The following is a 13,532-nucleotide window of genomic DNA, read 5'->3' as shown; positions in this document are numbered from 1 at the left end:
CGTGTAAACCGGCGCTGCACGCATCGGTATGATGTGACCAGCCCAGGAAAGTGCGGCTCGCCCGTACTTTCTTACCTTGTAGTCGAGGAACACGCAGATTATATGAAGCCGATTTTTAGCAGAGGGCCTTCTCTGCAATTGCGTCTATTTTTGGCGGTGATTGTGGCGATTGCCATTATCATCGCTGATAGTCGCGTGAGTTCATTTACTCAAATACGCAACTATCTGGACACGTCGGTCAGTCCGTTTTACTTCCTGGCCAATGGGCCGCGCCAGCTTCTTGATGGCGTGTCAGACACGCTGGCTTCTCGCCAGCAGCTCGAACTGGAAAATAAAGCGTTACGTCGAGAGCTTTTTCTGAAGAACAGCGACCTGCTTATGCTGGGGCAATACAAGCAGGAGAACGCGCGCCTGCGCGAGCTACTGGGTTCCCCGCTGCGTCAGGACGAGCATAAGATGGTGACTCAGGTTATCTCCACCGGTACCGATCCCTACACCGATCAAGTGGTTATCGATAAAGGCAGTGCTAACGGTGTTTACGAAGGCCAGCCGGTTATCAGTGATAAAGGTGTCGTGGGCCAGGTCATCGCCGTCGGCCAGTTTACCAGTCGTGTACTGCTGATTTGTGACGCATCACATGCGCTGCCTATCCAGGTACTGCGCAATGATATTCGTGTGATTGTGGCAGGCAACGGGTGTACGGAAGATCTGCAACTGGAACACTTGCCAGGCAATACCGATATTCGTGTCGGTGACGTACTGGTGACGTCGGGCTTAGGTGGGCGTTTCCCTGAAGGCTATCCGGTAGGGGTGGTTTCATCGGTTAAGGTCGATACCCAACGCGCGTACACGGTCATCCAGGCACATCCAACCGCGGGTCTGCAACGTCTGCGTTACCTGTTGCTACTGTGGGGCGCGGATCACAACGGTGATATGCCGATGGCACCTGACGAAGTCCACCGGGTCGCTAATGAACGCCTGATGCAGATGATGCCGCAGGTTCTGCCTCCCGCGGGTGAAATGGGCCCGCCTGCACCTGCTACCCAGACCACCACGCCTGCTTCTGGCAGTAGCGAAAGCAACCCACAAGGGTCCGCTTCCCGCTCACGCGGAGGCCAGAATTGAGTCGATATCGCAGCCAGGGACGATGGGTTATCTGGCTGTCCTTTCTTATGGCCTTTATTCTGCAAATCATGCCATGGCCGGAACAAATCTATATGTTCCGGCCTTCATGGTTATTGCTGATCCTGGTCTACTGGGTACTGGCGCTTCCGCACCGTGTTAATGTGGGAAGTGGGTTTCTGCTGGGCGCGATTATGGATTTAATCGCGGGTTCCACGCTTGGCGTTCGCGCGTTGGCGCTTAGCATCATCGCCTATCTGGTGGCGTTTAAATTCCAGTTATTCCGTAACTTAGCGTTGTGGCAGCAGGCGTTAATGGTTATGGTGCTGTCATTAGCAATGGATGTGATCGTCTTCTGGGCGGAGTTTCTGGTGATCAACGTCTCATTCCGCCCTGAAATTTTCTGGAGCAGTGTTGTCGACGGGATTCTCTGGCCGTGGCTATTCTTATTAATGAGAAAGATCCGCCGTCAGTTCGCTGTTCAATAAGGAAATTTATGGTAACCCTTTATCTGGCATCCGCGTCTCCCCGTCGACGCGAACTGCTGACTCAACTTGGTCTGAACTTTGAGCGCATCATCACTGACGTTGAAGAACAACGTCAGCCGCATGAATCGGCCGAGGTGTATGTCCGTCGCCTGGCGCATGACAAAGCAAAAGCCGGTACGCTGATTGCCCCGCATGACCTGCCTGTATTGGGCGCGGATACCATCGTCGTGCTCAACGGTGAGGTGCTGGAAAAACCGCACGATGCCGACCATGCCAGCGCGATGCTCAGTAAACTCTCAGGAAAAACCCATCAGGTCATGACGGCGATTGCTCTGGCTGACCGTCAGCAGGTACTGGATTGTCTGGTGGTCACCGAGGTGACTTTTCGTAACTTAACCCTGAGCGACATTACCGATTACATCGCGACAGGTGAACCTATGGATAAAGCCGGCGCTTACGGTATTCAGGGGAAGGGCGGAAACTTTGTGCGTAAAATCAATGGAAGTTATCACGCGGTGGTCGGATTGCCCTTGGTTGAGACAGCAGAGCTGATCGACCATTTTCAGTCACTGCGTGCCGTAAGGGGTTAACATGACGGCTGAGCTACTGGTTAACGTTACGCCTGCTGAAACGCGAGTCGCCTATATTGATGGCGGAATCCTGCAGGAAATCCATATCGAGCGTGAAGCCCGACGTGGCATTGTCGGCAATATTTACAAAGGACGCGTCAGCCGGGTGCTGCCTGGCATGCAGGCGGCATTTGTGGATATCGGACTGGATAAAGCCGCGTTTCTGCACGCTTCTGACATCATGCCGCACACCGAATGTGTTGCGGGCGATGAAAAGAAAAATTTTGTCGTACGGGATATCGCAGAACTGGTTCGCCAGGGACAGGATCTGGTGGTTCAGGTGGTGAAAGATCCGCTGGGCACCAAAGGCGCGCGACTGACGACGGATATCACATTGCCTTCCCGCTACCTGGTGTTCATGCCCGGGGCAGCGCATGTTGGCGTTTCTCAACGTATCGCCAGTGAAAAAGAGCGAGAGCGGCTGAAAGCCGTGGTAGCCGACTACTGTGACGATTTGGGCGGCTTTATTATCCGCACCGCAGCCGAAGGCATTGGTGAAGAAGAACTGGCACAGGATGCGGCCTTTCTGAAGCGCCTGTGGACCAAAGTCAGCGAACGAAAAAAACGTAATCAAACGCGTTGTCTGCTTTATGGTGAACTGGCGCTGGCACAACGTATTCTGCGTGATTTTGCTGGCGCAGCGCTGGACCGCATTCGTGTCGATTCGCGGCTGACCTGCGATTTGCTCAACGAGTTCACCAGTGAATACATTCCCGAGATGTCCAGCAAGCTTGAGCTTTACAACGGTAAGCAGCCTATCTTCGATCTGTTTGATGTTGAAAATGAGATTCAGCGCTCGCTGGAACGAAAAGTTGAACTCAAATCTGGCGGATACTTAATCATCGATCAAACTGAAGCGATGACGACGATAGACATCAATACGGGGGCATTTGTCGGGCACCGAAACCTTGATGAGACTATCTTTAATACCAATGTGGAAGCCACTCAGGCGATTGCACGTCAGCTAAGACTCCGTAATCTGGGGGGCATCATTATCATCGACTTTATCGATATGAGTAATGAGGACCACCGCCGTCGCGTGCTGCATTCGCTGGAAACGGCACTGAATAAAGATCGGGTTAAGACCGGTATCAGCGGCTTTTCAGCGTTAGGGCTGGTGGAAATGACCCGCAAGCGCACGCGCGAAAGTATTGAGCACGTGCTGTGTGAGGACTGTCCGGTTTGTAAAGGGCGCGGCACGCTGAAAACAGTTGAAACGGTGTGCTACGAAATCATGCGCGAAATTGTCCGCGTGCATCATGCTTATGACTCGGATCGATTCCTGGTGTACGTTTCGCCAACCGTCGGTGAGGCCTTGAAAACAGATGAGTCCCATGCGCTGGCCGAAGTCGAACTTTTCGTGGGTAAACAGGTGAAGGTGCACGTAGAAGCGCTCTACACTCAGGAACAGTTTGACGTGGTGATGATGTAATACTGGCTGGTCAGGCTCACCATGCCTGACTGCACATTTTGGGGTAAAATGTGAACCCATACCGCTATGTCATAAGACGCCGGGTATGAGCAGCAACCATCCGTCGTTAACGGTAGACAAGGAGAGGTGTGAGTGAGGCAGTTGCCAAGAATTATGTTACTGCTGCTCGCGACAGTCATTGTGATTGTGGCGCTGCTTGTCAGCGCGCTGCGTCTGGCGATGCCGCATCTTGACGCCTATCGTAGTCAGGTTCTTCAGTTCGTCTCCGACACCAGCGGTGTCAAGGTTAACGCCAGCCAACTCCGTGGAAAGTGGGAGAATTTTGGCCCCACGCTACAAATCCGCGACTTAAATGTCGATATGAAGGAGACCGGCTCGCTCTCCATCGCACGTATCACCGTTGCGCTGGATGTCTGGCAGTCACTGCTCCACTGGCGCTGGCAGTTCCGCGACCTGACCTTCTGGCAATTACATCTCGACAGCACTCAGCCTCTGCTGACCAGTGACAGCGACAAGCACAGCTTTAAGCTCACTCAGGTCAACGAACTGTTTTTGCGTCAGTTCGATCACTTTACTCTGCGTGACAGCACCATTCGCTTTATCACGCCATCCGGTCAGCATGCTGAACTGGCGATTCCTAACCTCACCTGGTTGAACGAAAACACCCGACATCGAGCAGAAGGTGAAGTCAGCCTGTCGAGCTTTACTGGACAACACGGCGTAGTGCAGGTTCGTCTTGATCTGAAAGACAGTAATGGCTTACTCAACGATGGTCGTATCTGGATGCAGGCCGATGATGTTGATATGCGTCCGTGGCTGGGTCGCTGGGTGCGGGATAACACCCGGCTTGACAGTGCCCGGTTCAGCCTGGCGGCCTGGGTTAATCTGCGTGATGGCGACGTCTATGCCGGCGATCTGCTGTTAAGTAAGGGCGGCGCAAGCTGGCAGGGCGAGAGCGGTCCCCACACGCTGAACGTTGATAACCTCACTGCCCACCTGTCGCGTTACAAAAATGGCTGGGTGGTCAATGTGCCGCAAACCAGGCTCAGTACAGACGGTAATGCCTGGCCTGCCGGTCATTTCTCACTCCTCTGGCAACCTCAGGACACGCAGATGCTGGGCAGCAACAGCGAGCCTGAGATTCGTGTACGTGCGACACAGCTGGCGCTGGACCACATCGCACCGTTGGTGCCGCTGTTTGCGCCCTTATCACCGGCATTGTTTGATAACTGGCGCGCATTACGACCGCGCGGCACCATTGACGGGCTGGCGCTGGATATTCCTGTCGATCAGCCTGAGCAGACGCGCTTTCAGGTTAAGTGGCGCGACTTCAGCTGGCAGTTCTGGAAACTGGTTCCCGGCATCAGCCATTTAAATGGCGAAGCGACAGGCAGCCTGAATAATGGGCAGGCCACGATTGCGATGGGCCAGGCCACGGTGCCCTATGGTGATATGTTCCAGGCACCGCTGGAGATCAAGCAGGTGACCGGCAGTATGAGCTGGTTGCGTGACCCGCACGGCCTGACCCTGGCAGGTCATAATCTTGATATCCAGGCGCGTTCACTTTGGGCACATGGCGACTTCCGTTATCAGCAGAACACCGATACGCAGCCTCAACTTGATATCCTGGCCGGTATTAACGTCAGCGATGCGGGCGATGCCTGGCGCTATTTCCCCACACCGCTGATGGGGCATTCGCTCACGCGCTACCTGAGCGGCGCGGTTAAAGGCGGCAAGGTGGAGAATGCCACGCTGCTGTTCAACGGCAATCCGGCGCTTTTTCCTTTTCAGCATAACGACGGCATGTTTCAGGTCTGGGTGCCTTTACGCCACGCAACCTATGGTTTCCAGCCCGGCTGGCCGGATATCAGCAACCTCGATATCGATCTTAACTTCCTGAATGATGGCCTGTGGATGCATGCGCCCCTGGCTAAACTGGGTGAAGTGGAGGCGCGTAATGTCAGCGCCACCATTCCTGATTACATGAAGGAAAAGCTGATTATCAACGGTGATATCAGCGGAGATGGTCAGCAAATTGGCGATTACTTCCAGCACACGCCACTCAAGTCCTCTCTGGGGGCGGCCCTTGAACAGTTACAGATTAAAGGTCTGACCAAAGGCCACCTTAAGCTTGATATTCCTCTGAATGGCAAGGACGTTCACGCCAGTGGTGATGTGGTGATGAATAACAATAGCCTGCATATCAAGCCGCTGAATACCACCATGACCCATCTGACTGGGCAGTTCCGTTATAACAACGGCAATCTTGAAAGCGATCAGATGCAGGCGGACTGGTTTGGTCAGCCCCTTAATGTCAGCTTTAGCACAAAAGAAAATCCCGATGATTTTGGCATTAACGTTAAGTTACTGGCTGACTGGCAACTGGCAAAAATCACCGGTATTCCGCCCCAGGTGGGCAGCCAACTGGCTGGGCATCTTCCCTGGCAGGGCGAGGTTAACGTCGCCTTACCGCATAAGGGCGGTGCGCATTACGACATCGCGCTGAAAGGTGACGGGAAGGAAGTAAGTAGTCGCTTACCTTCGCCACTGGATAAAAAAGCGGGCGAAAGCCTGCCTGTGGCCATCAACGCTAAAGGCGATTTAACGCACTTTGATCTCAGCGGTAGCGTAGATGAACGGCACAAATTTAACAGCCGCTGGCTGCTGGAGCCGGCCCTGCGCGTTGACCGTGGTATCTGGCTCAACGATACGAAGACAATACCGACGCTGCCAGATCATTCAGGCATGGTACTCAACTTACCTGCGCTGGATGGTGAGGCGTGGGCGGCACTGATGACGGCTGGCGAAGGTGGTGCGACCCGTTCAACCGGTGAGCATCAGGTGGGCGGTGCAACGCTTCCGGGCAATATTATCCTGCGTAGCCCTTCTGTGAGTCTGGCAGGCCAGCGCTGGCATAACGTTGATACCTCATTAACCCAGGACATGGGTGGAAAAAACCGGATTAACGTCAATGCTGACGAGCTAAGAGGGCAGTTAATCACCTCACCTTCAGCGCCGTGGCAAATAGCCCTGGATTACCTTTATTACAATCCAGACTGGGAGAGCACTGGCGATAAGAAAAGTGCGTCCGCCTCACCTCTGGGGCAAAAAAGCGATCAGATCGACTTTAGCCAGTGGCCTGCTTTACAACTGCAATGCGCTGAATGCTGGCTGATGGGGCAGAAGTATGGACGGGTCACGGCCCGGCTTCAGCCTAAAGGAAGTACGTTAGCACTTACTAACGGTTTAGTGGATACCGGCAGCTCGCGGCTGAACATTCAGGGCGAATGGGTTAACCGTCCAGGCGACCAGCGCACCTCTTTAAAAGGCACGCTGCAGGGCAGCAACATCAATAACGCGACCAACTGGTTTGGCGTGAATACGCCGCTGCGAGATGCGCCCTTCAAGATTGATTATGACCTGCACTGGCGCTCGGCACCGTGGCAGCCCGCGGCAGAAACGCTGAGCGGCACGCTGAAAACGCACTTTGGTAAAGGACAAATAAGCGATGTGGATACCGGCGCCGCCGGACAGATTCTGCGCCTGTTGAGCTTCGATGCCCTGTTACGCAAACTGCGTTTTGATTTCAGCGATACCTTTAACAAGGGGTTCTATTTCGACTCCATCAACGGCACCGCCTGGATTGAAAATGGGGTTGTGAGAACTGACAACCTGTTGGTTGACGGCCTGGAAGCGGATATCGCCATGCAGGGCAATATGGACCTGGTGAAACGCCGCATTGATATGGAAGCGATAGTCACGCCAGAAATTTCTGCGTCAGTGGGCGTGGCGGCTGCTTTTGCCATTAATCCGGTGGTGGGGGCGGCGGTATTTGCCGCCAGCAAGGTGCTGGGACCGCTCTGGAGTAAAATTTCAGTCCTGCGTTATCACATCAGCGGACCGCTGGATAAGCCTGAAATAGATGAAGTAATGCGTAAGCCACGCGAAACCTATAACAAGTGATATTTGACGGCGTAACATAATTGCCGCAGGCTATGATTATCCGAGCACATATTAAGTGAGACACGATGACTCTGAATCTGGTAAGTGAGCAGTTGCTAACTGCTAACAACATTAATCAGCAGGACCTTTTTTCCCTGTTAGGGCAGCTTTCAGAACGTCGTCTGGACTATGCCGATCTTTACTTCCAGTCCAGCTTCCATGAATCCTGGGTTCTGGAAGATAAAATCATTAAAGACGGGTCCTATCATATCGATCAGGGCGTGGGCGTGCGTGCCGTCAGCGGTGAGAAAACGGGTTTTGCCTATGCCGACCAAATCACGCTGAATGCCTTACGCTTATCCTCCGAAGCGGCACGAAGCATCGTGCGTGAACAGGGCAACGGCAAGGCTCAGACGCTGTCTGCCGTGGTTAACCGTTCTCTGTATGCGCCAGTCGATCCGCTCGGCAGCCTGAGTCGTGAGGACAAAATTGCGTTGCTACATCGTGTTGACCAGGTTGCACGTGCTGCCGATCCCCGCGTTCAGGAAGTGAATGCCAGCCTGACCGGCGTATATGAGCAGGTGCTGGTAGCCGCAACCGACGGTACTTTAGCTGCCGATGTGCGTCCGCTGGTTCGTCTGTCCATCAGTGTCCAGGTTGAAGACCAGGGCAAGCGTGAGCGCGGTTCAAGCGGCGGCGGCGCGCGTACCGGCTATGCATTTTTCCTGGCCGATGAGAATGGCGACGTGCGGGCCGATGCCTGGGCACGTGAGGCCGTACGCATGGCGCTGGTCAATCTGTCTGCTGTGGCTGCGCCGGCAGGCGCCTTGCCGGTTGTGCTGGGCGCAGGCTGGCCGGGCGTGCTGTTGCACGAAGCCGTAGGTCACGGTCTGGAAGGTGACTTTAATCGCCGTGGCACGTCAGTGTTTAGCGGCAAGATGGGCCAACTGGTTGCCTCTGATCTGTGTACCGTGGTTGATGACGGGACCATTGAGGGATTACGTGGGTCGCTGGCTATCGACGATGAAGGCGTTCCTGGACAGTACAATGTGCTGATCGAAAATGGCGTATTGAAAGGCTATATGCAGGATAAGCTGAATGCACGACTGATGGGGGTAAATCCTACCGGTAACGGTCGTCGCGAATCCTATGCGCACCTGCCGATGCCGCGCATGACGAACACCTATATGCTGGCCGGTAAATCCACGCCACAGGATATTATCGAAAGCGTAGAGTACGGTTTGTATGCGCCTAACTTTGGCGGCGGTCAGGTCGATATCACCTCTGGTAAGTTTGTGTTCTCAACGTCAGAAGCCTATCTGATTGAGAAAGGCAAAGTGACTAAACCAGTGAAAGGGGCGACCTTGATCGGCTCTGGTATCGAAGCGATGCAGCAAATCTCTATGGTCGGTAACGATCTGGCGCTGGATAAAGGCGTTGGCGTGTGTGGTAAAGAGGGACAGAGCCTGCCGGTTGGCGTGGGCCAGCCTACCCTGAAGCTGGATAAGCTCACTATCGGTGGCACCGCCTGACAGAGACAGAAAACCCGCCAGCTGGCGGGTTTTTAGCTTTTACGGTGCTGTTTGTACTGCTCGGCAACCTGCTCAAAATAGTGGGTCAAATAGTCGATACAGACCTGTACTTTCAGCGGCAGTTTGTCTTTTTCGGTATAGAGCGCATAAACCGGCCGTGGATCGGATTGGTACTGCGGGAACAAAATATCAATCTCGCCTTTCTTGATTTCATCCGCCACCCACATCATCGGTACATAGGCGATGCCATTGCCGGCCTTAAGCCAGCGGATCAGCGTCTGAGAATCATTGGTAACGAAACGTCCCTGTGGCGACAGACGGGTGACGATGCCTTCGGGGGCAATCAGCTCAAAATTGTTATCAGGTCTGACGCTGTATTCCAGCCAGGCAAATTTCGCGATATCGCCAGGTTTTTCCGGCGTCCCGTGCTGCGTCAGATAGTGTTTAGCGGCACAGACCACCATCGGCATCGCCCCAAGTCGGCGCGAGAACAGGCTGGAATCCTTTAATGCTCCCACCCGGATCACCACGTCCAGCCCGTCCGCAATCAAATCTGGCGCGGGAATGCCGGTCACCAGGTTGACACTCAATCCGGGATAATCACGCAGCATATCGCTGGTCATACCGGCCAGCACGTTCTGCGCCATGGTGGAAGAGCTGCCAATACGTAATATACCGATCGGCGTGTTATTAAAGGCATACAGCTGTTCATGAACCTGGTTAGCCTCTGCCAGCATGCGGCGGCAGCCCTGATAATAGATTTTACCGGCCTCAGTAAGTCCTATGCTGCGTGTACTGCGGTTAAGTAACTTAACCTGGAGCGCATCCTCGAGTTTGGCGACGATCTGGCTGATCGATGACACGCTAAGATGAAGCTGCCGTGCGGCCGCGGTGAAAGAACCCAGTTCTACCACCTTCGCGAATATCGACATACCTTTAAGTCGTTCCATTGTTTACTCTGGCTAAAAAGTGATTTAGATCACATTCAGTAGAAAACGTATAGTTAAGCGCGTTACTATAAGCCTACCGGGGTATGACCTGGCGACGCTTCATTACCTGAAAACACCCGATGATACGCTATTATTAAGCCAGCCGTAGTTCAGATGTGGCTTATGGCGCACTGGCGTTTGCGTCCTTCAGGCGGTGAATTATCCCGGCCGTATCGAACTAAGGATTTTTAATGAGTGTACTTCCGGTATTTGTCATGTTTGGGCTCTCTTTTCCGCCCATTTTCATCGAACTCATTGTTTCACTCATGCTGTTCTGGTTGGTGAAACGCGTGCTGACGCCCAGCGGTATCTACGATCTTGTCTGGCACCCGGCACTCTTCAATACAGCCCTTTACTGCTGTGTATTTTATTTGGTATCCCGTTTATTTGTTTGAGGTTTACGTGAACACGCTTATAAGAAAAATCGCGCGTTACGCCATCACCCTTTTGCTGGTCATCATCGCTGTCATTATCATATTCCGTGCCTGGGTGTTCTACACCGAATCGCCCTGGACGCGCGATGCACGATTTGCGGCCGATGTCGTTGCGATTTCACCTGATGTCACCGGGTTGATTACCGAAGTCCCCGTTCGCGATAACCAACTGGTAAAAAAAGGCGACACGCTGTTTGTGGTCGATCGCCCACGCTATCAAAAAGCCTTAGATGAAGCACAGGCCGACGTGGAATATTACCAGGCGCTGGTTAATGAAAAACGCCGAGAGGCCGGACGTCGAAACCGACTCGGCACGTCTGCGATGTCACGTGAAGCAATTGAACAATCCAACAACGATTTGCAAACCAGCGAACACCAACTGGCAAAATCTATCGCTACCCGCGATCTGGCGAAGATCGACCTGGAGCGCACCACCATCAAGGCCCCGGCAGATGGATGGGTAACTAACCTGAATGTCTACCAGGGCGAATTTATTACGCGTGGCTCAGTTGCCGTCGCGCTGGTACAGCAGCGCTCATTTTACGTGCTGGCCTATCTGGAAGAGACCAAACTGCACGGCGTACAACCCGGCTTCCGGGCTGAAATTACCCCGCTGGGCAGCAACGTGACGTTGCGCGGTACGGTTGACAGCATCGCGGCAGGCGTGACCAACAGCAGTAGCAGCGTTGACAGTAAAGGAATGGCAACGGTGCAGTCGAATCTGGAGTGGGTGCGCCTGGCGCAGCGCGTGCCGGTACGCATCCGTCTCGATCAGGAGCCGGGCAATCTTTATCCCGCCGGGACGACGGCCACCGTGGTCATCACCGGAGCACACGATCGTCAGCATACTGAGACCTCGCCCATCATGTCCTTCCTTAACCGTCTGCGTGAGTTTGGTTAAGAGGGCGATATGATTGAGTTCCTGCGTTTCCCGATAAAGCTGACCTTTGCGCTGGTTGCCGCGCTGATGATCGGCTTTCATCTTAACCTTGAAACCCCCCGCTGGGCGGTCATGACTGCGGGGATTGTGGCGGGCGGAACGGCGTTTGCGGCAGGCGGCGATCCCTATTCCGGTGCATTACGCTATCGCGGTATTCTTCGTATCATCGGGACGTTTATCGGTTGTATCGCCGCGCTGGTCATCATGATTGCGACCGTACGCGCGCCGGTCGTTATGCTGCTGCTATGTTGTATCTGGGCGGGTTTGTGCGTATGGCTGTCTTCACTGATTAAGGTAGAGAATTCCTATGCGCTCGGGCTGGCAGGCTACACCGCATTAATCATTGTCGTCACGGCAAATGCCAATAGTGGACTGACGCTGGTCCCGCAATATGCCGTGGAACGCTGTAGCGAAATCATATTGGGGATTCTGTGCGCCATTCTGGCCGATATGATTTTCTCGCCACGTTCGATTAAGAAAGTGATTGATGCCGAAGTCGAGTCGCTGCTGGTGGCGCATTACAGGTTGCTACAACTGTGTGTCGCGCATGAGGACAAAGAAGAAGTCGATAAAGCCTGGGGTGCGTTGGTGCGGCGTACCACGGCGCTCAGCAGCATGCGCAGTCAGTTAATGATGGAGTCTTCGCGCTGGCAGAATACCAGCCGCCGGCTGCAAATGCTGAATACTCTGTCATTGACGCTGATTACTCAGGCCGCCGAAACGTTCTTAATCCAAAACTCAAGGCCTGACTACATTCCTACTCAGTATCGCGTGCTGACCGGAAAAGAAGCCGCCACGGCAGAAGCTGTACACAAGCGTATGAAAACGCTGCGACGGTTAATCGCCGCCGGCAGTAAAACGGCACCAGAGACGCTGGAAAGCTGGGTTGAGGCCGCAACGGAATATCAGCTGCTGATTAACGGCATCAAAAGCAATGGCCGTATTACCGACCTGGAAGAGCGTATTCTTCAGCGCGAGGTGGTGATCCAGGCGCGTTCTGCGGAAACCCATCATGCGATGATTAACGGTATTCGCACCTTCGTGGCCACCGCCCTCGGTTCGTTGTTCTGGCTGTATACTGGCTGGACCTCAGGAAGCGGCTGCATGGTTATGCTGGGTGTGATTACGGCACTGGCGATGCGGATGCCCAATCCGCTGATGATGGCCAAAGACTTTGTTTACGGTATGACGGTGGCTGTGCCGCTGGGGGCGCTCTATTTTATGTATATTTTGCCCAATACCCAACAAAGCGCCACGCTGCTGTGCATTGCCATTGGCCTGTTAGGGTTTATTTCAGGCATGTTAATTCAGCGCCGACAGATCGGAACACTCGGTGCCATGGTCGGCACAATTAACGTCCTGGTGCTGGATAATCCGATGCAGTTCAACTTCACCGTGTTCATCGACAGTGCACTGGGACAGTGGATAGGCAGTTTTGTTGCGTTGATGGTCATCCTGTTAATTCGGGATAAATCCAAAGCGCGCACGGGACGTAAACTGCTTAACCGCTTCATGTATGCGGCGGTTTCGGCGATGACGACAAACCAGGCTCGCCGCCGTGAAAATCATCTTCCGGCGCTCTATCAGCAGCTCTTTTTGCTGCTTAACCTGTTCCCTGGGGATATTGATAAATATCGCATTGCGCTGACCTTAATTATTGGTCATCAACGCCTGCGCGCTGCAGATGTGCCGGTTAACGCCGATTTATCCGCCTATCACCGCCAGTTACGGCACACTGCCGATCGGGTTATCTCGGTGCGCAGTGATGAAAAGCGACGTTATTATTTTGAACGGTTACTCAAAGAGTTGGATGTCTATCAGCATAAGCTGGCGCACTATGACGCGCCGGACAGCGTGACCGAGCCGGTGAAGCGGCTGGCTGAGATGCTGACAAAATATCAAAACACGCTCGTCCAAATCTGAATTATGGCTGCCACAGGTGCTGGCGGCCATGATGCTGCCCCCTGTTACCTGACCTGTCATTTTTGCCATCTATACTTTCCTGACAGAAGACAAAACTGACA

General features: G+C 53.8%; 10 protein-coding genes. 9 read left to right on the top strand and 1 reads right to left on the bottom strand.

Annotated elements, in window-relative coordinates; translation table 11 throughout:
- Positions 1–102: 102 nt before the first annotated feature.
- The 6 genes from mreC (at position 103) to tldD (ending at position 9,145) form a co-directional block, all read left to right on the top strand.
- A complete protein-coding gene (gene mreC, locus CMR03_RS08060) occupies positions 103–1,125 on the top strand; it encodes a rod shape-determining protein MreC (protein WP_096011263.1) in 1,023 nt (340 codons plus the stop codon).
- Positions 1,122–1,610, top strand: a complete 489-nt coding sequence (gene mreD, locus CMR03_RS08055) for a rod shape-determining protein MreD (RefSeq protein WP_006120976.1) — start codon at positions 1,122–1,124, stop codon at positions 1,608–1,610. Before mreC ends, mreD begins: the two co-directional genes overlap by 4 nt.
- An 8-nt stretch (positions 1,611–1,618) precedes the next feature.
- On the top strand, positions 1,619–2,200 hold the full coding sequence (locus CMR03_RS08050; protein ID WP_096011262.1) for a Maf family protein: 582 nt from the start codon (positions 1,619–1,621) through the stop codon (positions 2,198–2,200).
- Position 2,201: 1 nt separating this feature from the next.
- The gene (gene rng, locus CMR03_RS08045; protein WP_063877432.1) at positions 2,202–3,671 is read left to right on the top strand and encodes a ribonuclease G; all 1,470 of its coding nucleotides are present in this window, start codon (positions 2,202–2,204) and stop codon (positions 3,669–3,671) included.
- Positions 3,672–3,803: 132 nt separating this feature from the next.
- The gene (gene yhdP, locus CMR03_RS08040) at positions 3,804–7,634 is read left to right on the top strand and encodes an AsmA2 domain-containing protein YhdP (RefSeq protein WP_096011261.1); all 3,831 of its coding nucleotides are present in this window, start codon (positions 3,804–3,806) and stop codon (positions 7,632–7,634) included.
- Between the two features lie 65 nt (positions 7,635–7,699).
- Positions 7,700–9,145: a metalloprotease TldD gene (tldD, locus tag CMR03_RS08035; protein WP_096011260.1), complete on the top strand. Its 1,446-nt coding sequence runs from the start codon at positions 7,700–7,702 to the stop codon at positions 9,143–9,145.
- Positions 9,146–9,177: 32 nt separating this feature from the next.
- Here the strand turns inward: tldD and aaeR are convergent, their stop codons facing one another.
- A complete protein-coding gene (aaeR, locus tag CMR03_RS08030; RefSeq protein WP_063877429.1) occupies positions 9,178–10,095 on the bottom strand; it encodes an HTH-type transcriptional activator AaeR in 918 nt (305 codons plus the stop codon).
- 230 nt (positions 10,096–10,325) lie between these two features.
- Between aaeR and aaeX the strand changes: the two genes are divergently transcribed.
- The 3 genes from aaeX to aaeB are packed head-to-tail and all read left to right on the top strand — an operon-like array spanning position 10,326 to position 13,431.
- Positions 10,326–10,529, top strand: coding sequence for a p-hydroxybenzoic acid efflux pump operon protein AaeX (aaeX, locus tag CMR03_RS08025; RefSeq protein WP_006120970.1), 204 nt, complete (start codon positions 10,326–10,328; stop codon positions 10,527–10,529).
- A 7-nt stretch (positions 10,530–10,536) separates the two neighbouring features.
- Positions 10,537–11,469, top strand: coding sequence for a p-hydroxybenzoic acid efflux pump subunit AaeA (aaeA, locus tag CMR03_RS08020; RefSeq protein WP_063881045.1), 933 nt, complete (start codon positions 10,537–10,539; stop codon positions 11,467–11,469).
- Between the two features lie 9 nt (positions 11,470–11,478).
- On the top strand, positions 11,479–13,431 hold the full coding sequence (aaeB, locus tag CMR03_RS08015; RefSeq protein WP_063877428.1) for a p-hydroxybenzoic acid efflux pump subunit AaeB: 1,953 nt from the start codon (positions 11,479–11,481) through the stop codon (positions 13,429–13,431).
- Positions 13,432–13,532 lie beyond the last annotated feature (101 nt).

Origin of the sequence: Pantoea allii, assembly GCF_002307475.1 — a bacterium.
Classification (GTDB): domain Bacteria; phylum Pseudomonadota; class Gammaproteobacteria; order Enterobacterales; family Enterobacteriaceae; genus Pantoea; species Pantoea allii.
Note: the sequence above shows the minus strand (reverse complement) of the source record. Positions and strands in the feature narration are given on the sequence as shown.